Annotated in this window: 14 protein-coding genes and 2 pseudogenes; 7 read left to right on the forward strand and 9 right to left on the reverse strand. The window is 52.9% G+C overall.

Annotation, left to right across the window (positions count from 1 at the left end; genetic code table 11):
• The first annotated feature begins 608 nt into the window (after positions 1 to 608).
• From FHT84_RS08440 to FHT84_RS08470, 7 genes and pseudogenes are all read left to right on the forward strand, one after another.
• Positions 609 to 1,508, forward strand: a complete 900-nt coding sequence (locus FHT84_RS08440; protein WP_183761685.1) for a nucleotidyltransferase and HEPN domain-containing protein — start codon at positions 609 to 611, stop codon at positions 1,506 to 1,508.
• 923 nt (positions 1,509 to 2,431) lie between these two features.
• Positions 2,432 to 3,154, forward strand: coding sequence for a response regulator transcription factor (locus FHT84_RS08445; protein ID WP_183761688.1), 723 nt, complete (start codon positions 2,432 to 2,434; stop codon positions 3,152 to 3,154).
• Positions 3,155 to 3,404: 250 nt separating this feature from the next.
• A complete protein-coding gene (locus FHT84_RS08450; protein ID WP_183761691.1) occupies positions 3,405 to 4,664 on the forward strand; it encodes an aminotransferase class I/II-fold pyridoxal phosphate-dependent enzyme in 1,260 nt (419 codons plus the stop codon).
• 75 nt (positions 4,665 to 4,739) lie between these two features.
• Complete coding sequence (locus FHT84_RS08455) at positions 4,740 to 5,189, forward strand: hypothetical protein (protein WP_210278806.1); 450 nt, start codon at positions 4,740 to 4,742, stop codon at positions 5,187 to 5,189.
• Positions 5,190 to 5,920: 731 nt separating this feature from the next.
• A complete protein-coding gene (traG, locus tag FHT84_RS08465) occupies positions 5,921 to 7,834 on the forward strand; it encodes a Ti-type conjugative transfer system protein TraG (protein WP_183761697.1) in 1,914 nt (637 codons plus the stop codon).
• Between the two features lie 122 nt (positions 7,835 to 7,956).
• Positions 7,957 to 8,040: pseudogene (locus FHT84_RS31275) on the forward strand (AAA family ATPase); the annotation flags it as partial.
• Positions 8,041 to 8,438: 398 nt separating this feature from the next.
• Complete coding sequence (locus FHT84_RS08470) at positions 8,439 to 9,656, forward strand: acyltransferase family protein (protein ID WP_183761700.1); 1,218 nt, start codon at positions 8,439 to 8,441, stop codon at positions 9,654 to 9,656.
• A gap of 61 nt (positions 9,657 to 9,717) precedes the next feature.
• Here the strand turns inward: FHT84_RS08470 and FHT84_RS08475 are convergent, their stop codons facing one another.
• The 9 genes and pseudogenes from FHT84_RS08475 to FHT84_RS31675 form a co-directional block, all read right to left on the reverse strand.
• A complete protein-coding gene (locus FHT84_RS08475) occupies positions 9,718 to 11,106 on the reverse strand; it encodes a hypothetical protein (protein ID WP_183761703.1) in 1,389 nt (462 codons plus the stop codon).
• Positions 11,107 to 11,226: 120 nt separating this feature from the next.
• Positions 11,227 to 11,418 (reverse strand): annotated as a pseudogene (locus FHT84_RS08480) (transposase domain-containing protein); the annotation flags it as partial.
• Positions 11,419 to 11,488: 70 nt separating this feature from the next.
• On the reverse strand, positions 11,489 to 13,255 hold the full coding sequence (locus tag FHT84_RS08485) for a glycosyltransferase (protein WP_183761706.1): 1,767 nt from the start codon (positions 13,253 to 13,255) through the stop codon (positions 11,489 to 11,491).
• Positions 13,256 to 13,299: 44 nt separating this feature from the next.
• Positions 13,300 to 15,900 carry a rhamnan synthesis F family protein gene (locus tag FHT84_RS08490; protein WP_183761709.1) on the reverse strand — a complete coding sequence of 867 codons (2,601 nt, stop codon included), beginning with the start codon at positions 15,898 to 15,900 and terminating at the stop codon, positions 13,300 to 13,302.
• Between the two features lie 70 nt (positions 15,901 to 15,970).
• Positions 15,971 to 16,864, reverse strand: coding sequence for an NAD(P)-dependent oxidoreductase (locus FHT84_RS08495; RefSeq protein WP_183761712.1), 894 nt, complete (start codon positions 16,862 to 16,864; stop codon positions 15,971 to 15,973).
• Entirely contained in the window at positions 16,861 to 17,391 is a 531-nt protein-coding gene (gene rfbC, locus FHT84_RS08500) for a dTDP-4-dehydrorhamnose 3,5-epimerase (protein WP_183761770.1), read from the reverse strand. Before rfbC ends, FHT84_RS08495 begins: the two co-directional genes overlap by 4 nt.
• A gap of 349 nt (positions 17,392 to 17,740) precedes the next feature.
• Complete coding sequence (gene cysN, locus FHT84_RS08505; protein WP_246698484.1) at positions 17,741 to 19,642, reverse strand: sulfate adenylyltransferase subunit CysN; 1,902 nt, start codon at positions 19,640 to 19,642, stop codon at positions 17,741 to 17,743.
• A complete protein-coding gene (cysD, locus tag FHT84_RS31350) occupies positions 19,642 to 21,084 on the reverse strand; it encodes a sulfate adenylyltransferase subunit CysD (RefSeq protein WP_348647336.1) in 1,443 nt (480 codons plus the stop codon). The genes cysN and cysD overlap by 1 nt, the downstream gene beginning before the upstream one ends.
• Positions 21,085 to 21,664: 580 nt before the next feature.
• Positions 21,665 to 23,605, reverse strand: a complete 1,941-nt coding sequence (locus FHT84_RS31675) for a M10 family metallopeptidase (protein WP_183761715.1) — start codon at positions 23,603 to 23,605, stop codon at positions 21,665 to 21,667.
• Positions 23,606 to 23,626: the final 21 nt, after the last annotated feature.

Genomic DNA, 23,626 nt, shown 5'->3' on the forward strand with positions numbered 1-23,626 from the left:
AGTGTTTAGCGATCGTTCATTGAATGAACGCTCGACGCCGGCGCACCCCAATACACCTCTGCAAGAGGTCCGCCTGCGAGCAGAAAGGCTCGAAGCCGGGCGGGCCTCTCTTGCCTAATGAGGTGGAAGATTGGAATTTCGCTGATGATAGCCTCGACCGCAGTGACCGCGCCTGCGGTCCTGGTGTTGAATCCCACGCCAAATGTCTCGGCCTGCAAAGCGTCGAGACAATTCACGGCTGGATGCCCAAAAGACTCCGGCGAACGGACATTTCGCAAACACATAAGCACCTGCAGTCTCTGAGGAAACAATGTCCGCAAGCTATTTGGTCTTTAGGTGCGGCATTTGAAGAGATGAACCACCACCTTCATGCTCAGAAGTCAAACTTGACTTCTCATCTGCCATATAAGAACATACAGAGAACATTCGAAGCGTACCTGACCTACACAGAGCAAGCTATTGAACAGAGACCCTCGAAACGAGAATTCGATCGAAGGTTGAAAGATCTCTTCCGCTACGTTATCCGGCTGGCGTAGAATCAATATCGGACTGGCATTGTAAACGGATCGTACCTAGAACTGGAATCATCAGAAAGGGTTCTGCTCTCCATGAAGTTCAGCCTCGATCATCTGCCGGAACGCAAACGACTGGAATTGTCGCGAATTGTCGAGATCGTGCATGAGGAATTCGAGGATGCGCTGAAGGAAGGCACGGCCGATTTCAAGAAGAGGGGGCGTATCCTCAAGATCATTCTTTTCGGCTCCTATGCTCGTGGCGATTGGGTCGATGAAGAGAACACCGGCAAAGGCTATAAGTCCGACTATGATCTGCTGGTAATCGTCAACAATCGCAAACTTACAGACTTCGGTTCATACTGGCGCAAGGCGGCCGACCGTTTTCCCCGTATCGTTAAGCCGCCAGTCAGCCTCAACGTGCATTCGCTACGCGAGGTCAACACAGCGCTGAAACTCGGCAATTACTTTTTCAGCGAAATCCGCCGCGACGGCATCGTTCTTTACGAACTCGACGATGAGGAACTTGCCGAGCCGAAGCCGCTCACACCCGCCGATGCTCTCCGTACCGCTCGACGACATTTTGATGAACGATATTCTTTTGCAACGGCATTAATGGATGGCATCCATCTTTTTGTGGAGAAAGGGCGCTTTAAACACGCTGCTTTTCTTCTTCATCAAGCGATTGAACATAGCTACTCAGCTATGCTGTTGACATTGACGAACCACAGCCCGGCCTCGCACAACCTCAACCACCTGAAGACGCTTGCCGAAGGTCGCGACCAGCGGCTTGCAGAGATCTGGCCACGAGATCGGCACCGCTATACTACCTGGTTCAACATCATCAACCAAGCCTACGTGAAATCCCGTTATTCCGAGCATTTCAAGATCACCGAAGAAGCGCTGGTCTGGCTTGGTGAACGCACGGACGCGCTGCAGCAATTGGTAAAAGCGATTTGTGAGGAGCATATCGAAAAGCTGCGGCAAAAGCTCTGAGTCCTGCAGGCAATCGCTTACCGGCGTTCTTTGCTCCGACCGCCACGTCGCGGTCTATCTCCAGACAGTTGGCACTTATGGGATCACCATCCCCGTCGCTCCACCACCTCGGAAACTTCCCTCTATGCGCACTCTCATCGCTTAGCGTCGGCCGATACCAGAGCGGTGGGGCGTTACCGAGAAGTACAAAGATTATCGGTCCCGCCCGGCCATTTTGGCTACAGGAAACTTAATTCAGTTTGTCGTCCGCGTCACCGAATCCGCGCCGCGCCGGTCGAGGAGCCCACGTTTGCGTTGCGCTAGCGCTCAGCAGGCAAAAAACTTCGAACCAGAAATGGCTGTCGGCGGCACGTCCATCCACCTTCGCGCCTAAAGCGCACCAAGCCACAGCAAGCGTGGCATCAGGACCATAGGCCGCATTTGCGGCCAAAGCCGCGAAGGCAGGGTCCTTACCACACCAGATAGAGATGTCATCTGCCGAGGACGGTGGCTGGCGAGATTTTGATGTATCCGCAAAAGTCATAGGAAGCTCTCCCGTGAACGTCCGGCACGGGACGAAGTTTGGCCGGACTTTGTTCCCACAAGTGAGTCACGACCGCGGATGCCGCATGTGTCGTGTGATCCCTGGCCACTTCCTATTTTATCTCAACATACACCAACCTTGAATCTTGGGCGAGCCGAACGAACTCGCTTGCGAAGCGTCTCCTTTATGATGCAACAAAATTGTGATTGAATAAATACCATTTTCTCTCTTTACGTGCAATACGAATTTATGACAGGTAAAATACAGCGATTTTCGGCGAAAGCAGGCATGATCGCAATTAAAGGGTGAATTTTTGTTGCGTCAAAATACCCAAAGGTTATGCGGAATCTTTGACTCATCGTCCGCGTGCTGCGGCCCACTGATCGAAAGGTTATCATCAATGAAGCCACTCATCCTCATTTGTTCCAAGGATTACGAATTCTACCTTCTGCTCGCCCAGATCCTCAACATGACAGGTTTTGAACCTTCACTGGTGGAGGAAGCGGAGGAAGCTCTCGCTAGTGTGAAATCCGATGATTTGGTGGCCGTGATAATAGACTATCATAACGATGCCTTCCGCATCAGCGATCTTGTCAGCCAGATCAGGGAGGCATTGGCCGACAAGACTCCACCGATCGCGGTTTTCGTGGGAGCAGGAAATCAGCAACTTTATCTGGAAGTGCTCAAAACCGGCGTATCCGAGATTTTCATGCGCCCCTTCAACCCAGAGCGTTTTCTATCTTATCTGTCAGACTTATCGCCAGACGCGAGTGGGAGATCTTGCATGACAAGCTCCCCCGGCAACACGCTTATTTATGCGGAAATCACGATGCACCTCGACAGCATGCGCGTCGATTGCGATGGCATGGACGTCCAACTCAGTCCGATCGAATTTCGCCTTCTTCAGCATTTTCTACAAAAACCAGGCTACGTCTTCAGCCGAGACGCTCTCATCGAGGCTGCATGGCCGCAAGGTACCTTTGTGGAGCCCCGCACCGTCGACGTTCATGTTGGGCGCCTTCGGCGGGGCATGAGACGGGTGTTAGGTCGCGATATTATCCGCACGGTGCGGGCCACCGGTTATGCGCTTGATGAGCGTCAGAATGCAGAGCGGGCTTCGTAAACACTGAGATCACGGAGAAACTCCGTTGAGCATCAATGTGACATTCCGCCTGCTGTGTTTATCAAGCCTTTCACTTTCGAAATATTGGCGTCACAGAACCTTCAGACAATATTACCGAAACGATCGTTGTTCGCAGTCCCATTCCACGGCAATAAAATAGCATCGCGTCGCCAATGAGATGCGATGTGCTGCAGCAGATGTCTATTTTCTGTTGTGTCGCTGCTCCGCTACGAACAATTTGGATATTCCCATGAGCGATGATCATCATTCGCCCACCGCTACGGCTGTGTCGCGATCCTACCGCAATACCCTCAGCGTGATCGTTTCCGCCGATCAAAACCTTGCTGCGGCCGAGCAGGAGGGAGTCATGGCGCTTTACGCGGACCCGGACAAGGATCGCTCCGTCCTGTTGTCCACGGCGCGTCAGAAGAGACAAGTGACTGACTTCGTTCGCTGCTCTTATCTCGGCCTCGACAATCATCCGCTCATCCTCGAAGGCGCAATAGAGGCGGTGCAGCGATGCAAGGCGCTCCATTGGTCCTGCGCAAGAACGAGGCTTAACTTCAGCCTATTAGGCGAACTGGAAGAAGCGCTCTCCGACTTGTTTGCAGCACGGGTTATAACCTACACGACCGTCCTCGCGGTCAATATGGGAGCCCTACCACTCCTCGCCTCCGGATGCCTCACTGAGAACAAAAGACCTGCGATAGTTTTCGACCGGTTGGCGCATGCGACACTTGCGTTTCACAAGCCGGTCGTCGCCAATGAAACACCGATTGAAACGATTGCTCACAACGATCTGAACGCACTCGAAGATATTTGCCGGCGCAACGATCGCGTAGCTTATGTTTGCGATGGAGTCTATTCTATGGGCGGGAGCGCACCAATCGCGGACCTCCTCGCACTCCAAGATCGGTACGGTCTGTTTCTCTATATCGACGATGCCCATGGCATTTCCTTGTTCGGGAAGTCTGGGGAGGGCTTTGTACGATCCCAGGTCGGCGAAGCCCTTGGCGAGCGTACAATCATTGCCGCATCGCTCGGCAAAGGCTTTGGAGCATCGGGCGGCTTGTTGATGCTCGGCACTCCTCGGCAGGAAGAATTGTTCCGGCGCTTCTCGATCGCCTACGCCTTTTCCGCGTCGCTTAATCTGGCGGCAATCGGCGCTGCCATGGCGTCTCAGGCGCTGCACCGCACCAATGAACTCAAGTTGCGCCAGGATGCGCTTGCGGATCGGTTAGCTATTTTCGACAGGATGGTTGCCAGCGAGCAAGCCGGCTCAAAGCTACCAATCCGCACCATAGAGTTCGGCGACGAAAGACAATCCATTCGTGCCGCGGCCCATATTCTAAACAAAGGTTACTACACCTCGGCGATCTTCTTTCCCACGGTCGCAAAGGGCAAGGCCGGCTTGCGGGTCTGCCCTACCGCCAGCCACCGCATTCGGGAAATTGAAGAGTTGGGACATGCGATCAACGAGGCGCTCGCCGGACGAGGAACAAATCCATGATCGACCCAATCGGCGTCATTCTGACCGACACCGGAAATTAGCCGCAACGCCAGCTTAGAGGCCGACGAGATCGATATGCTGAAATATTTTGCCGAAACCTACGTCACCTTACCCAATTCCGATATATGGCTCGAGCAGATTTGCCATCACGCTGCCGAGCTATGCCCTTCAATAATCTCCAAAGGGCGGGAAAAAAGACTCGAATGCGAAGAAGGACACATTGTCAGCACTAAGGATATTTTTGCTGGGAGGGTGTACTCGCAAATTCGCTGTGGTGGTCGATCTGCGGCCACCGAAAGAGCCGACAGATTTCTGAACTTTGGCGACGGCTGCGCCATCATACGGCCAACCAACGATGGTTTATTTGTTCGCATTTCCGCCCGCGACCTCGTCATTTTCTACGGAATTCGAACGCTTCTAGAGGGTAGCCTCTTGAAACTCGCGGCCATCTCCAATGACGCAATCGAGTGGCTCCCTGCCGAACGTGAACCGCCTCGCTTGCCTTCACATAGAAGGGAGCATTAGGGCCTGAGATATCGGTTAGAGGTTGGTAATTGGATTAGTACCATAGGGGCCCCGTTGATGCCGCCGGCGACCTCCCCGCTCTCGGTCGCATCCGCGCGTACCAGCGGCATCAATTCCGGCAACATCGCCGTCGCAATGCTGAACGCGTCGCGCTGACACCAACCAGAAGATCGGAACCACGTAGATGGCCGAGCCAGCAGATCGTCGGTAAGCTTGCGGGGCGCGATGGTGATAGGCTGCAACTGAGACAATGGTACGCCTCGCTTCCTGTTCATCACCTTTGCTCCGACGAACATGATCGCCACTGCCGTCTCCAAGCCTCCCGATCACGTCGCGCGAGCGACATATACTACACTCTCAAGACCATTGATGAGGAGGCGATCGGATCTTCGAAGAAATTGTCACGCGATTTCGAAAAGAGATGAAACGGCATGCCAACCGTAGCCACTGAAATGATTCGATCAGCAGCTGATGGAACCGGGGCTTCGTCGCAGGTTTCTGATGTCCGGCGAGCGTAAGCATGGCGCCCGTCAGAAGCTTCTCCTTGGTGAACTGTTCGTTCGGGGCCGCCTTGCGGAAGCGAACCCCGCCTTTCTGCTTGGCGCCTTACTGAAGTTGGTAAAGGCATCCCTGAGCTGGGACGAACACTGCCGACCGAGAGAGATTAGAAGGACAGCGTTTAAAGTGCCTTATCACGAACCGAAATCACTACCGCCCGAGAAGGTTTCTTAATGGCGCTGAAGTGCAGAATACATCCAAGTTTGCTTTTCATGCTGGTGCCGATCGTAGTGACAACCCTGACACTCTATATCACTGGATGGCAGTGGCAGGATTTAGCGATCGGCATGCCAGCGCGAATCGCCTATTGGTTCTTGCGAGCGGGTCCTCTTCCCAATCTCCTTCTCGGACCCATCGCGTCACTTCTGACGGTTTGGGCATTGCCGCTGCACCGCCGTCCGCCGATCGCTTTTGCGAGCCTTCTTTGCTTTTTATGCGTGGCAGGCTTTTACACTCTGCGGGAATATGCCCGTCTAGTTCCATGGGTGGAGAATGGCGTCGTCATATGGAGCGAGGCGCTCACTTATCTCGACGCCTTCGCGGTTGCCGGGACCATTCTTGGATTTGGTATTGTCGCACTCTCCACGCGCCTCTCGATCATAGTTTCCGATCCGATCAAGCGCGCCAAGCGCGGCATTTTCGGCGATGCCGATTGGCTGCCCATGCCGGAAGTGGCTAAGCTCTTCCCCTCGGACGGAGAGATCGTAATCGGCGAGCGCTACCGCGTCGACCGTGATCGCGTGCATAAGTTGCCTTTTGATCCAAACGATCACGAAACTTGGGGGCAAGGTGGCAAGGCGCCACTCATGACCTTCAATCAAAATTTCGATTCCACCCATATGTTATTCTTCGCGGGCTCCGGCGGCTTCAAGACGACCAGCAATGTCATCCCGACGGCGCTACGCTACAGGGGGCCGCTGATCTGTCTCGATCCATCGACGGAGGTCGCGCCGATGGTTCTCGAGCATCGCTCCCATGCGCTCGGCCGCGAAGTTATGGTGCTCGATCCCACGAATCCAGTTACGGGCTTCAACGTTCTTGATGGGATCGAGGGATCGACACGTAAGGAAGAGGACATCGTTGGTATCGCCCATATGCTTTTGTCGGAAAGCCTACGCTTCGACACCTCGACAGGCTCCTACTTCCAGAACCAGGCGCACAATCTGCTAACTGGGCTTCTAGCTCACGTGATGCTATCGCCCGCTTACGCCGGCCGCCGCAACCTGCGTAGCCTGCGCCTGATCGTTTCCGAACCAGAACCGTCGGTGCTTGCCATGCTGCGCGACATCCAGGAAAATTCCGAGTCCGCCTTTATCCGCGAAACGCTCGGTGTCTTCACCAATATGACGGAACAGACCTTCTCCGGGGTATATTCGACCGCATCCAAGGATACGCAGTGGCTGTCACTCGACAATTACGCTGCGCTCGTCTGCGGTAACGCGTTCAAAGCGAGCGACATCGCTTCGGGACGGAAGGACGTCTTCCTCAATATTCCTGCATCGATCCTGCGCTCCTATCCCGGCATTGGCCGAGTGATCAGCGGCTCGCTGATCAATGCTATGATCCGGGCCGACGGCGACTTCCGCCGCCGCGCGCTCTTCATGCTCGACGAAGTCGATCTGCTGGGTTACATGCGTATTCTTGAAGAAGCGCGCGACCGTGGGCGTAAGTATGGCATCACACTGATGTTGATGTACCAATCCGTCGGCCAGCTTGAGCGTCATTTCGGAAAAGATGGTGCGACCTCCTGGATCGAAGGCTGCGCGTTCACATCCTACGCCGCAATCAAGGCGCTCGATACAGCACGCAATGTCTCGGCCCAATGCGGAGACATGACCGTTGAAGTCCAAGGACGTTCGCGCAACGTTGGCTGGGGCAACTCCAATAGCAGCGCCCGCAAGTCCGAAAGCATCAGTTTCCAGCGTCGACCGCTGATCATGCCACACGAAATCACGCAGTCGATGCGCAAGGACGAGCAGATCATCATTGTCCAGGGCCACAGTCCCGTTCGCTGCGGACGAGCGATTTATTTCCGTCGTAAGGAGATGCATAAGGCGGCAAAGGTCAATCGTTTTGCGGGATTCTAGGCTTTGGCGACAAAGCTGAAGCCTATGACGAGTTCTGGCAAACAGGGAAAATTCGGCAGCCGGTATTTGAGATACCCAGGACGAACGACCGTTCGGAGGGCTCTCAACGCTAGCCGCCCTTTACTTTGCCTCGCGAGAGCATGCGAAAGCAAAAGAACGCACCCCTCTTGACGGCTGCCGAAAACGGCGAAATCAATCAACCCTGATAGAAACCAGGCTGCCGAGGGCCAACCTCGTCAAACTGTCCGGACTTTAGTGAAACTGTTGTCCGGGAATTGGCGGAATAACTGTCCAGCTTTAGCGAAGCGCGCAATCGCCATCAGCACGACACTTGCGACTGTTGACCTGTCTCTCTCGAATGCTCGCGGTCGTAGATCAACCCTGCCTACACCACTGGTGCTATCGCCGTCCTTGCTGCGCTCAAAACCGTGGCCAACATCTGGCGTGACGGTTCCGGTGGTCTGCTCAAACCGCAGCCACCTGTGGACAAAGCCAGTGATCTCACCTCGCGTCTCTTTGGCCCTCAACGAGAGCGGAATATTTTTCTCGCTTTCCGCGACTTATTGAGCTACCCGCATATCCGGTAGAAAACCTAGGCAAAACTATGCGCAGTGCTGATAGCCGATTCGTGTTCTTCGATGGCCTTCGAGGCTTGGCTGCCTTAAACGTGGCCTTGTCTCATTTCCTCGTTGCATTCGACTTCGCGATTTATACCGGGAGAGCTGAGAATTCTCACGGGAGCTGGGATGTCGCGCTTTCCGCTTATCCGTTTCTTTTTGTGGGAGCGGGGGCAAACTTCTCAGTCTGCATTTTTCTCGCCCTATCTGGCTTTGTGCTGGCGAATTCGTTTCACAACAGCCGTTTGACGCTGCCTGGATTGGTGATGAGACGCACTATCCGGCTCGGGATTCCAGTACTTGCAGCGAGCCTTCTTGGATGGGCGCTGCTAAAAAATGGGCTTATTTTCAATCAAAGTATTGCCGCGCTCACCAAGTCGGATTGGCTGGCAACCCAGTTCACCCAATCCGACCCAGGCTTTGCAGATGGGCTGTATCAGGCTTGGAATAGTTTGCTTGGCAACGCGACATTGGCTAACTCCTACGACTCTGTGCTTTGGACAATGCCGATTGAGTTTGTGGGGTCCATGGTGTTGATCCTTGTGTTCTGTACTGGCATATCACGCATAAGTAAGACCGGAGCAGGCGTTCTGCTTTTGCTGCTTGGCGTCGTTGTTGGTCGGACGTACGTCTCCATCATGCTGTTTGGCGGCAGTACTTATCTCCTGGAAGCCCACCGATTTGCATCTCGCCTAAAATGGCGATTTCCGATCCTGCTGCTGATTTGCTTTTTGGGCACGGTGCCATTTTCTGTTTCCCGCGGTCCTTACTGGGATGCGATCGTGTCGGTGATGGGGTTTGTGCCGTCAATCAATTGGTCCGTGCCAGGGTTTATAAATCAGGGGAACGTGTCCCTCTGGCATGAAATATCCGCTGTGGCGTTAGTTGTATTGCTGTCGGGGTGGAAGGCGGCGCAAAAGGCGCTGTCCGGTCGCGTCTTTGAGTATCTAGGCAAGATATCCTTCCCGCTCTATCTGACGCATATCCCTGCATTGTTCTCGGCAGGTTGTTTTGGTTTTATGGTCGCAAATGCTGCTGGTGCGACTTACCCCGTCGCGGTAGCTGTTGCGTTTTTTTCCTACGTTCCCGCCGCATTCATTTTTGCGCTAGCGATGCAATGGTTGGTGGATACAAGGGCTATCGCGCTTGCTGGGGCAGTTTCTGACAAGATGGCAACCCGCGCGGCAGTGCCGCTGACGCCATAGTTGCACCGAACCCATTTTTATGGGCTATCGATGCTTCAACCACCTGCTCGTCGAACGGATCTTACGCGGGAATGATCCTATAGAGCTCTTCGACATAGCCCGGTCGCATCCAGTCACGATGGCGGCTCATCAACTCATAGCCCCCAGCCTTTTCCGCGATATTCCGTACCTTCCCCTGCCGCCAGCCATCGACCATATTGCCGGATTCCTGATTGACGCTGAGGAAATAGCGAAAGCCTAGTTCGCGTGCACTGCGCAGATAGCCAGCGGCGGTCTCAGGCTCAATTTCGGGCAGCGAATCCATATTGAAGAGCAACTCGAAGCGGCCCTTCGGTGCGCGCGCGAATTCGGCCGGGGGCATGATCTCAATGCGGGCCTCGTCGGTGGGTTCCCCATAGAGCGCGAGCCCTGGATGATTGCGCAGTGTGTAGGCCTGCGTGATGCCAACGGTTGGAAGATCCGTGATCTTGTAACGGTCGCACCCCATAAGCATGCTGTAATGAGCAACGAGGCCCGCTCCGCCGCCGATTTCGACTACCCCATGCAGACCGAACAAACCGCATAGTGCCTTGATCCTCGCAGCAGCATAAATCGCGGTCACGGAACGCGTATTGACGATACCATGGCTCGTTTGGAGACCCCAAATGCCACCGACGGATGCTTCAAAGTTCTGAATGCCGTAGGCTGCAGCGATGGCGTCTAAAACGAAATCGGGTGAAAGACCGACAATTTCACCCCACGGACCCTGTTCTGGGTTTTCGACATGGATGACGCCGATCGCCTCTGCCAAAGACACGATCCGATCGAAGATCGTCCGAGCCTGGTCGCGCCTGTATTGAATTCTCGTGAGGTTCGCTGCATGGGCTTCGGGGCCGCCGAGGAACCCAACCGCCAGAGGTTGCTTACCCAATTCGGCGAGATAAGATCCGAGCGCCGGAAGATCTCTTTCCTTGACGAATTTCTCAACGTCGCCGTGACGGGACGATTTCAACGCACCCCAGATCGGGCCGAGATCGAAAGAAGCACTGCCCTCGTTGCGGCTGGCCATTTGGCAGATGCGGTCAAGGATCGATTGATCCTCAGCGAGCGACGGACCCCGCAGCACAAGTTCAAGACCGGCGGCCACATCATCAACTAAGCTCTGATGATGAAGGTACTTTGATAAAGGCTTTTCGCGGGACCGCGGCGTCTGGATGATGAAGCTGTCACCACTCTTCCCAAAGACAACTGCATCCGATTTTAGGCCCCTTGGCGCTTTGATCGAAAAGCCGTAATTGGTATTTCCAATGTTCAAGGAGGCAAGGTCGGGTCGCGGTTGATCGGCGGTTACATTCCCATAATGCGCGCCGTTGATGTAGATTTCTATGCGTACCGGGCTGTGTGGTGCACTATGATCATAAGCCCACCCAGAAATATTGCCATCGATACCATCGATCCAACCATGCAGCATCAGACTTCCTCATTTGAACTGCGTTGCGAGCGGTACTGGATTGTTCCCGGGCGCGATACGGGTGGCTGTTTCCTGACGATGAAAATGCACAACTAGTGATCGTAAGTCAAACGTAAGCGGTTAGCCGACAGCGTCAGGTTTGAAGTTCCATGGCGTGAGCAGCTCAATATCCGTGGCTGGCCAGCGACTCGCGATGCGGCTGAGCGTTTGAGATAACCAGGCAAGCGGATCGACGTTGTTCATTTTTGCCGTCTGCAGAAGTCCGGCGATTGTGGCCCATGTCTCTCCGGCGCCCTGAACACCGGCAAAGAGACCTTAAACCCACGTTATCACGCTCGGCGCCCAAAATCCTACGGCACTGCTGCGACAACTACCCTCGAACTCACCAGCTTAGAACCGCACAATCGGTTCGATCTTTTGGTAGTCGGGGGTTGTAATATGGGTCTGCGTTAACAGACGTTTGCCAATGCGACAAAAAGTGACTCCTGTCGGCCTCATCGACAGCCCTCCTCGCCAAAGAGGATCCTTCAAAATGATAAAGAGAGGCATATGGAGTATAGACTATACGATAGCCTGCCGCGCCAAGTCGCAAACAGAAATCGATATCGTTGTAGTCTACCCTCAATTCTCTCTTGAACATTTCGACCTCGCGAACAAGGCTCATACGCGTTGCTAATACCGCACCAGTAACGGCCGAATAATTGCGGACAAGATGTGTATAGCCGCAATAGCCGATCTCAGACGCTGGCTGATTGTGAAATAAATGTGTGGTCAGACCATTCACACCCATAACAACTCCCGCGTGCTGCAACCGGTTATTAGGATAGAGAAGTTGCGCTCCGACCGCGCCGACGTCTTGCCGACGGGAAAATGAAAGCAGCGCTTCAATCCAGTCGGGAGAAATTACCTCTATATCGTCATTGAGTATGATAACGTCTTCTGTGGTCACGAGATTGAAGGCATGGTTCATTTTGTCAGGAAAATTGAATTCACCTTGAAAATGGTATTGAGCGACAGTCACTCCCGCTTCGGTAAAGCGCTCATGAACATCCGCTGGGAGCCGGCCGTTGTCTAAAACAATTATTTTGAAATTCCTGAATGTCGAACGGCTGAGGATACTCATAACCGAGTGCTCGACAAGTAAGATGTTGCCACGCCCCTCAACGTCCCGCATTCGACTGTCGGTAAGCATCAGAAGTGTGACGGGTCGTGACGCGTCGACGGGCCACTTTACGCGATAACTTCCGGGAAACAGACCATCTACAACCTGGGCACCGGGTTCCTGGTTCTGCACAAAATCTGCAACAGCGCGCTTTGCATTGATTAACGCAACGGGCTTTGCATCGACCACGGCGGCAGCCGACCCTGGGATCTTCCGCCAATGATAAAGCACCTGCGGAATATGCACGACGCGTCTCGCCCGCGCAGTGGCGCGCAAAGCCAGGTCATAGTCCTGGGCGCCAGTGTATGCGTCTCGCAGACCGCCTAGCTCCAGGAAGAGAGACTTTCGGATCACTGTGAAGTGCAGAATATACATAACTGAAAGCAGATGCTCTGGGGACCAATCTGGCTTCAGATACGGCTCGCTATAGCGACCATCAGGCTCTATCTTATCTTCATCAGTATACAAGACATCGACGCCCTCGTTCGCCTCAATCGCCTGCACGACGAATCGAAGCGCATTGCAATCCAGCGTGTCGTCGTGATCAAGGAAGGCCACAAAATGGCCTGTGGCAAATTCCGCCGCAAGGTTGGTAGCGCCGGCAATGTGCAGGTTCTTCGGCGACCTAACTATTTTGATGCGCGGATCTATGCCGCGATATTTTTCCAGAACCCTCACGGTCTCGAGCGAGTCTGAACAATCATCGCATATGCACAATTCCCAATTGGGATATGTTTGATCAATGACAGAACTGATAGCCTCTTCCAATATCCCCGAAGGAGTGTTGTACACGGGCACCAAAATGCTGATGCGAATGTCGCCTGATCTCAAAGTGGGCGGATCTTCTGATGGGTGCCTATGGGAGCTTTCGCGCCGCCAAGATACACGTTGGGAAATAAAATCTTTCGCTTGATGAATTGCGGTTCGAAGACCCGTTGTGCGGGCAACCACGAAAAATCTGCGTACAAGATAACGAAGCCGTCTCATGATTATCTTTCAAATTTTAATGATAGCGCAGCCAAGGAACGGGCCTAGACGATTTTGTGCGCTCTGAACGCAGCTTCGTCGTCGCCTGAGCTGCCGGCCTGCAATATGCGAGCAACCTCCCGGCGCATTGCTTCTGTGGTTGTTTCAACCGAAAAGAGGTCATGCGCATATGTCCGCCCCTTGCGCCCCAACTCCTCTGCCAGTTTTCGGTCAGCAAAAAGAGCGCGCATCGCCTGACGAAGTGACGCTATCGATGGATCTGCCCACAAGTATTGAGCCGGATATGGCAAGTTTCCGTTCCCGACTTCTGTAAGCTTATAATCTAGTGGCCACGCCGATTCTGATGTGACGAAATCTGCAGCCCCTCCGTAAGGTGTCGCGATTACGGGCTTTCCGGCGTCCATCGCCTCCAATATTGTGAGCCCGAGGCCTTCGGAGCGATGCGGAGAGACATAGCAATCGATCAGTTGGAAGAGATCATGCATCTCATCGTCTTCCAGCAGGCGATCCATGAATATGACATCCGGCCGCTGCTCGGCGATGGAAAGGATCTCGCGAATCTCCGGGCTTTCAACATTCGAATAGTGAATCTTCACAAGGCAGCAAGCACCATCGTCCGGCCCGAATTCTTCGATGTATGCGTCAATTAGTGCTTTGGGATTCTTTCGCCCCAAAATGCTTCCAGCATCCGCCGCGTAAAAGAACACATATCGATCTTCCGCGAGCCCAAAATCCTGCCGTGTTCTCGTTAGAGCGACCTTCTTTCTGTCGAGCATCGGACGAACCACTCGAACGGGCCTCTTCGTCACCGCTGAAACAGATTTGGCCATAAATGTGCTTGCGCACCAGATTTCGTCAAAGCGATGGAGAACAGCATGCCACTCGGGTAAAAGCGCTGACAACTCCCAGTATATGATCGCAATATTATACCGACTCGGCACTACAATTTCATCAAGTGGGCTTCTGTCGAGAAAACCACCAACCGTAAGCAGATCAAGATTAAGGTGCACTAGATTGATTATTTGCTTATCAATTGAGGGATATTGAACAGGCGTTGACCGAAGTCGCTCGAACCCTTGACTCCAAGGAATAACGTTCAAGGGGATCCCAGCTTTCATTATACAAGAAGCATAGCCTCGAGCGCTGATACTTACCCCATTGATAAAGCCAACCGGACCAACCAGATTTATACCTTTGCTGTGTTCCGCCGGCTTGACCCACCGTCGAAGCGGTGGGGGCGGAACAATAGGTACCGCCTTATGTTGTTCCCCTTCTCGCACGCGTTGTTCTGCTGCTCGCATCCGCAATAAAGCTGTCAAGCTCTCCCGAGCCGGCTTGCCAGGAGCGACGTCGATTTTAACTTTAGTACCCCACGGTCCCGGACCACGGAGTTCAGTCATACCGACATGTCCGTTCTCCATTGTTGCGATGAGTCCGAAAAGGCGTTCAATAGCATGCGCAATCTGACCGTCGTTCGTCCCATCCTCCGCTTCGAAAGCTAAACCACCGGAAAAGATTTGCGAAAGCTTTTCCAATGCGCGCGGACTTATCCAAAACATCGTTCCCGCAAAGAAGCCCCATTCGCGCGGAAGCGTTCGCCCGGGGTATAGTTGCTGAAGCAGGTCTTCGAGCTTTATCTGATTATCCATCATGTGTGTGGGCCCAGAGACGTACAGCTCTTGGGTTCCCACCAGAAGCAAATCGGGATCTGCCTGAAAGCTACGGAGGACTCGAGTCACCAGGAACTCGCTTCCTAACAAGCCCTCGAGCATCAATCTCCGCCACGTTGTGGGTTCCGTCTGCCCTTTTTTTGTATGGATCTTACAGATCGCTGTATAGTTTTTGGTGAGCAGCGACGGAAGAAGCGAAAGAAATGGGCCGATGTCGCGGCCGACATTGGCCACTTCCAAAATTGTTGCATTAGGGAATTTGCTAAGAATCGGCTTCCGCCAGTCAGTGTCAGATCGCTCGGGTATTGTTACGTACAAGTCAAACGTCGTCGGTATATTGCCCAAATAGGATGCGATCTCATCCCACAGATCTTCATAAAAGAGATGAGCGACCACGGCCACCTGCATTCCCGACATGATCCTATCAATATCATAGGTTGCGGGCCTTACCGATTCTTCAAATTGAAGATAGTGGGATAAAGAATTCGTAGCAGCCAATTCCGGAAATTGGCTATGATACCAGCCGGCATCAAACAACAGGTTTGGATTCAGTTTCTTATCACCGCCATGGATTTTGTAATGTAAAAGCGGGTTAATGCCGTTCGAAACCTCTGGATTTGTCATAGTATACCATGCGGTGTCGAACACGGGATTAGGATCCCTGCCCTCTTCGGCACCGCATGCTATATAGTGAACCAGAGGGTTCACTCCACAGATTCGAACATCTGGATAGTTTGTCAGATACCATCTGGTATTGAATAAAGGGCTGGGATTACGCCCCTCATTTGCTCCATACTCGAGATAGTGAAGTGCTGGGTTTACTTCAGATGCACCCACATCTGGATATTGCTTTAAATACCACGCGTCATCGAAGAGATCGCTGGCAACCAAGATCTTGTAGTCGCGTCGGTTCTTCCACTTCTTCAGTAGAAAACGCGCCGTCTTGCGGCCAATTTTGGATGGTTGAGACAACATCTATAGTAAAACCCCTAGAGCCCACATATTCGGAGCAGAATTCTGATTGCCGATCACCAGACCATGTCTCTTATTGTTGCCGCCACCAGCTAATCGCATCCTGCAATCCTTGGTCCAGCGAAATGCGCGGCACAAAACCTACCTCTTGATGTAACCTAGTTACATCAGCAACCAGACGCTGAGGCTCGTTGGGGCGCGTACTAAGAGCCCCCAGCTCCAGCAGATCCGGACGTCCCGTCAGCGTTCCAAGACGTTCGATCACATCGCGCAGCGCTCGCGCTTCACCGGAGGCGATATTAACGCTACCATTGACCGAGCAGTCGACAAGCGCGGAAAATGCCGCGGCCACGTCGCGACTGTCGAGGAAATCCCGTATCTGCATTCCAGCGGTTGTCTCCGCTACACGCCCGACAAGCAAATTTCTAATAATTGATGGGACCAACCTTTCAGCTCTTTCATGCGATCCGAAAGACAAAAACAGGACCCCCCAAGCGAAAGAAAAGCCGGTTTCGCGGGAGTAGCCCTCGATAAGGCGCCGGGTATTTTCCTTGGCCACCCCATACAATGTTGCCGGCTCGCGTCGGGCGTCCTCGTCCACATAATCAGGCAAAGTCGTCCAATCATATTCAGCGCATGTTCCGGCAGCAACGAAACGCTCCCCACCCGAGAGATGGAACGCCCGCATCAATGCGAGCGTGGCTGCCACCCACGAGATATTCTCGGGCGCAGACCAGAATCCAGAGCTAACGTCCCATGCGAGGTGTAGTAAGTGCGTCGGCCGAATCCTTCGCACTAATTCGGGCCCCGCTCCGGGTTGAATGAGATCAACGACGTGCCAATTTGTACCCGGTTGATCTAAAACATTGCGAGCGCAAGCATGAACTTCATATCCTCGATGGAGCAGTTCGCGCAGGCAATGCCGCCCAAAAAAACCCGAAGCGCCTGTGACAAGAACCCGCTTCACCGCTGAAAATCCGGATAATTGGCATCCCGGTCGGATAGTCGCTCAGGCGCCAAAGGCCAATCGATCGCAAATGCCGGATCGTCCCACCGAACGCCTTGCGCGAACTCCGGCCTGTAAGTTTCCCCCATATGATAGAACACTTCGCAATCTCCAACGAGGGTTTGGAAGCCATGGGCGCAGCCTGCAGGAATGTAGAGAGCATTGCGCAGATCAGCATCCAGTTCGACGCTGGTCCATTTCATGTAAGTTGGCGAACCTGCGCGAATATCCACAGCTACGTCCAGTATACGACCTCTTGTACAGCGCACGAGTTTGACCTCCGGGTACGGCTCAGCTTGATAATGCATTCCCCGCAATGTGCCTCGATAAGGGTTCCAAGAAATATTGCACTGAGGAAAATGCCCAAGCAAACCATTTCTAGTAAAGGTGTCGGCGCAGAATGTCCTGGCGAACAGGCCTCTCTCGTCAGCGATTGCGTCGACTTCAACGATCATAACGCCGGGGAGATTTGTTGGAGTGATTTTCAATCTCAACGACCTTCCAAATTGAGTCTCGTGGAACTGTGCGATATCTCTAACGTATGACCAAGAAAGTCAAAAGTCTGATCTTTCTTATCGCCAAGGATCGAAATACGCGCTCATCACAGCCGTCCACAGTGCCATCCATACGCACTTGCCATGCTCCAGCCAAGCTATCCGGGCATTTTTTCAGGGGTAAGTCTTTTCGAATGGACTTAGTTTCATTGCGATTTGGGAACATCGAGAGGCATTGTGAATGCCGATCGATCTGAGGGTTATGGAACACCTGGCAGGGGTAAATCGTCGGTCGCTCTGGTTCGGTTGGCTGTGCCGCAAAGCAAGGTCGGCTGCTTCGCTGCTATTCTATTAATCCGATAGCCATTGCCACCGCGTCCGAGATCGATTGCCCCTCACCACCAACTACTAAATCCGGACTAGTCGGCTCTTCATACGGGCTGTTTATACCCGTCATATTCGGCAACAAGCCAGTGCGAGCCTTCCTGTAAAGGCCTTTCGGGTCGCGTCGTTCGCAAACATCGAGAGGGGTGTTCACATAAATTTCCAAGAAATTTTCAAGGCCAATCAATTCTCGCGCCATTTCCCTTTCGCGCCGAAAAGGAGAAATGAACGCCGTCAATACAACCAGACCAGCATCCATCATTAATTTCGCAACCTCGGCAATGCGTCTAATGTTTTCCACACGATCGGCGTCAGTGAATCCCAGATCCTTATTCAGTCCCTGCCGAATGTTGTCTCCATCCAGGATGTAAGTGCGTTTGCCCCGCGCGTGTAACTCGATTTCCAGTGCATTTGCAATGGTCGACTTCCCGGAACCTGACAGGCCGGTGAACCACACTACTTTCCCGCCATGGCCATTAAGGCGTTCGCGTGAAGCGCGGGTAACTGACAGCGCCTGGCGGTGTACATTCTGGCCGCGCCGCAGGTTATGTCGGATCATTCCGGCGGCAACGGTCGCATTGCTCAAGCGGTCAACAAGGATAAATCCTCCAAGAAGCTTCGAGTTCTCGTATAAATCGAATGCTAGCGGCCGACTAAGCGAGATGTTGCATACCGCAATGTCGTTCAAGCGAAGAGCGCGTTCCGCCTCGTGCGCTAACGTATTGACATTAACGCGATATTTTATTGTTGTAATCGACGCGCTCGCCCATTGTGTCGCCAGCTTGATGTCATAGCTTCTTCCGGCAAGTCCAAGATCTTCATGCATCCAAACAATCGTTGCTTCGAAATGTTCGGCCAGCTCGATCGGATGCTGTGCGAGCGAGATAACGTCGCCTCGCGAAACATCGATCTCGCGATTCAATTTCAGAGTGACTGCGGAATCTTCTTCCGCAATGGAGAGCGAGCCGTCCATTGTCACAATTTCAGCCACCTTGGCCGTTTGCCCCGACGACGTCACACGGATCTCATCATTGACTGACAAAGAACCGCCAGAGACAGTGCCCGAAATTCCTCTGAAGTTTGAATTCGGTCTGTTTATCCACTGGACCGGCATCGTCACTCGTTTTATCGACCGCTGTGACGGTATTACGGTTTCAAGATATCCAAGGAGTGTTTCCCCTCCATACCAGCTCATATGTGACGATCTCGCGGTCACATTGTCCCCCTTCAGCGCGCTGAGCGGGATCGCAGAAACTGTGTGGAAGTCCAGCTTTTTTGCAAAACTGTTCATCTCTTCACTGAGGCTCGCATAAATGTCTTTATTGAATTCCACCGTGTCCATTTTGTTGATAGCCAATACAACATGGCGCACTCCAACCAGCGCGGCGAGATAGGCATGACGCCGCGTTTGGGTCTGCAAACCTTTTCGCGCGTCAACGAGCAAAATGGCGGCGTCGGCGGAAGATGCCGCGGTAACCATGTTACGCGTATACTGTTCATGTCCAGGTGTATCGGCGACTATGAACTTCCTTTTTGGCGTAGCAAAATAGCGATACGCGACATCAATGGTGATACCTTGTTCGCGCTCCGCAGACAGGCCGTCAACAAGAAGCGCAAAGTCCATGTCTCCGCCTTGGCTCCCATGACGTCTTGAGTCGCTTTTAAGTGCCTCGATCTGATCTTCAAAAACTTGCTGCGTTTCCCAGAGCAGGCGGCCGATCAGGGTGCTCTTGCCGTCATCTACGCTGCCGCATGTAATAAATCGCAAGAGGCTCTTATTCTTTTGCTGAAGTTGGAACTGCTCGAACAATTCCTCGGTCCGTTCCATGCTTTGCAAGGCTTTGGACAGCTTGCGTTGCATCAGAAATAGCCCTCCATCTTCTTTTTCTCCATACTCGAAGATAAACCGGCATCGATTAAGCGACCTTGCCTTTCAGAATAGCGTGACCGCAGCAACTCGATAATAATGTCCTTGACGTCGGTCGCATTGGAATCAATGGCGCCAGTCAAGGGGTAGCAGCCCAGAGTCCTGAAGCGAACCTTACGCACAGTGATGACATCATCCGATGCCAGTCGCATACGATCATCGTCAACTACGAGCATCATATCGCCACGACGCACGACAGGACGCTCCTTGGCGAAGTAAAGAGGTACTAACGGAATACTTTCCTGATAAATATATTGCCAGACATCCAGTTCCGTCCAATTTGACAACGGGAAGACCCGCATGGTTTCTCCAGCGGCTTTTCGCGCATTATAGAGATTCCATAGTTCCGGTCTCTGGTTCTTTGGGTCCCAGAGGTGATTGCGGCTTCGGAACGAAAAGATGCGTTCCTTTGCCCGAGACTTTTCTTCGTCCCGCCGCGCACCGCCAAAGACCATATCGAATTTGAATTTGTCCAATGCCTGCTTCAGGCCATCGGTCTTTGTAATGCTCGTATGAAGTGTGGCTCCATGATCGAACGGATTGATGTCTCCTAAGATCGCTTCTGGGTTGATATGAACAAGCATCTCCATGCCACTTTCTTGCTGTATCAAGTCGCGAAAGCGGTACATTTCCTGGAATTTCCAGCGAGTATCAACGTGCAACAACGGCATCGGTGGTTTGGTAGGAAAGAAGGCTTTTCGGACCAGATGGAGAAGAACTGAGCTATCCTTGCCAAGAGAATAGAGTATTGCCGGGTTTTCAGCTTCCGCAACTGCTTCACGAATAATGAAAATGCTCTCGGCTTCAAGACGGTCAAGAAACTTACTCCTCACCTTCTTCTCGCAAGTTACGCTTTCACTTGCGATTTCGATTTTCGAAGGATAGCTTAGGAGACTTACGGTCAGATCGTCGGTTGATGGGAAATTGCGAAGGAAGCCGACAAGATCACCGTGGGGAAAAAACACTACATGTTTTACGATATGCTTTTGGATTTCCTTCAAAGCCCTCTGCATGTCGACAGCAGTAGGTGCGAGGCCCAAAGGAAACCAGAAACGCGCGCTGCGCGTATCATTCGCGTGCATCACAACACACCCATTCGACATCGTTCTCAATTGCGCAAACAATATATGCTTTCGCTTACCGCGATGGCGTTCAATATCGTAGCGCAGCACGACCTGAATGGGGGCGCGGCCCGTTTCATCAAGAAGATGTTCTGGATCGAGAAGCGGTGGCAAAATTCCAAGTTGGTGCAGGCGCCGTTCTGCGGTTCTTTTGGTATTGGCCTGACCTGCGTGATGTAACTGGGCGAAGGCCAGTTCGGTGTCCCAAATGCGAGGTGCGTCTAGTCCAAACAGATTAGTAGAGCCCATTCCCATGTCGCAATCCGGAAATTTATAACCATCATCTTGTCATATAGTCTATCTCGCCCCGAAAATGATGTCAAATTGAGTGCCTTGAGCAGATCGCGACATTAACACTTATGCTAAGTTGTACGCCTTCGGCGCCGACCGCCTCGCGACCTGTCTGGTTTGCCATGAGTTTACGCTCATACCAGTAGAGTTAACGGCCTGAGCAGTCATGATATGGGCGTTTTGCTCACAGGGCCACATCGGCGGTACTTTCCATTTGAACCGAAATGAACGCCGGTGGCGAGGACGTCGGGAGGTGGAGTGCTCCCCGTTTCACCGGACATGTCGGCTAGTTTGATTTAGCCCTGATGAACTGCCGTGGGGAAGCCATCTTGAGCGCAGACCGCGGGAGCGAAACGCTAGGCTCGAGGCAGCCTGTGAAATGCCGCTCGTCGATGCGGAGTCGTATCGGCGTCGCCTCCTCCGACCGATAACTCTCACTTGCAGCTTCTTCTTCCATCAGACGATGTCCACCTATTCTAGCGGACACCGCATGCTACAACTCGGCAAATTAAAAAAAATCCGCAATCGAGCTTGAGCATCCTACTTACGCAAGCACACCGTCATGAACGTAGGTCCGGCCCTCAAACACGCCGTACTCCAAGTAATGTACAAGAGGATTCATCCCAGAGGCGGCGACATCAGGATAAAGCTTCAGATACCCTGCTGTGTCAAAATTGATGGAAGGATCTCGCCCCTCATGCCAGCCATATTCCAAATAGTGGGTGAATGGGTTAATGCCGGCTGCGGCCACATCCTTATACTTGGCCAAATATCCCGACGTATCAAAAAAAGCGTCCGGATCGCGCCCTTCCTTCCACCCGAACTGATTGTAGTGCTGCTCCGGGTCAACGTGGGCAGCTGCAACGTCCGGATTGGTCTGGTAATAGAATGCGCCGTTGATCAGCAAATCCTTCGCCGCAACAGGGCGGCCTTCATAGATACCGTATTTGAGATAATGCTCAAGTGGATTAGTCTTAGCCGCGGCAATGTCCGGATTGATCCGCAAATATTCCGACGTATGAAAAATGTCAGAGGGGTCACGCCCTTCCTTCCACCCGTATTGCTCGTAATGCTGCAGTGGGTCGATTCCGGCAGCTGCTACGTCATGATATCTCGCCAAATATGCGGACGTGTCAAAGAATGCATTGGGGTCGCGCCCTTCTTTCCACCCATGCTGGTCATAGTGCTGACCCGCGTCGACGCCTGCGTTAAGAACATCACGATTATGGGTGTAGTAAAATACATCGTCGACCAGGCCGTCCCCGCCCTGAACGACCGTTCTGTCGGAAAACTGCAGCTTCTCAATTGAAGTCAAGCTTTCCGTGGCTCCGACGCCCTTAACTACCAAAGCGCGATAACCGTAGTCGACCGTTGCCTGCGCAAGGCTGAAGTTGAACGCTGCCGTATCAATGCCTGCACCGCCATCGAGCCAATCGTTGCCGGTGCCGCCATTCAGCCAATCGTTACCGGCGCCACCCTTTAGCGTATTGTTTGCGGCATTGCCAATAATCGTATCGTTGCCGGAGCCGCCAATTGCGTTTTCGATCAACGAGCGGCTATCGCCATTGTACTGGAGGGCATTGTAGACATTGCCGTGTGCAAAGTTGCCATCCCCGAGGTAGGCGCTTTGTGCAGCGGACATCAATGACCAGCTGCCCGGTTGCAGATTTATAGACTGATTTGTGGTGTAGTTTGAGAAATCATAGGTATCATTGCCGCCACCATCCCAAACGGTGAGAAAAATGCGATTATCGCCAGGCTTTCCCTGCCCTACGCCGTCAATGAACATTTCACCGGTCGTGGGTGAAAAGGTATAAGTCGTATCTCCTGAGTGCGTCGTGAAATTCGCCCCGTACAACTTCTGGATGGCTGCGATATCATACATCATTAGCGACTGAGCAAAGCCGAAATCTTCGTTTGAATAACCAGAGCTCGTCGATGCCGCAAAATACGAGCGGTAGCTCATGACAGTGAATTCCATGCTGTCATACCAAATACTCATCTTCGAGGAATTATAAAATGAGGACTCAAAAGAATGCTTCAGGCCAAGTGCATGTCCGATTTCGTGCAGAGTAGAGATCCAGGCATAATTGCCTTTGATCGGATCGGTCATTGCACTTGTGCCGGTCTGCGTACCAAACCAGACGTCGCCACCAAGATCAGAACTCGATGGAGCATATGTATAGGCAGTATCTTGCGCCTCATCAGACATGCCAAACCGAATGGTGGCACTTCCCGCATCGGCTTTTTCGTTGAAGGAAAGATTCGAGACGGAGGCATATTGCGCCAACGCGGAATTCACCGCAGTCTGCATGGTCACATTGAGTGGTTGAAACGTTAGCTGTTCCCCGGTGCTATAGCTGCCATACTGCGCACCACTCGTCGTGAATGAAAAATCGAGCGAGGTCTGCGCCCAATACTGCCCGTAGATCAAGTCATCGGCATCGTCTCCAAAAACCGAAACCGGATAGGTGATTGTTAGCATTCAATAGATCTCCGAGAGCAT

Source organism: Rhizobium sp. BK289 (genome assembly GCF_014193575.1).
Classification (GTDB): Bacteria; Pseudomonadota; Alphaproteobacteria; order Rhizobiales; family Rhizobiaceae; genus Rhizobium; species Rhizobium tropici_C.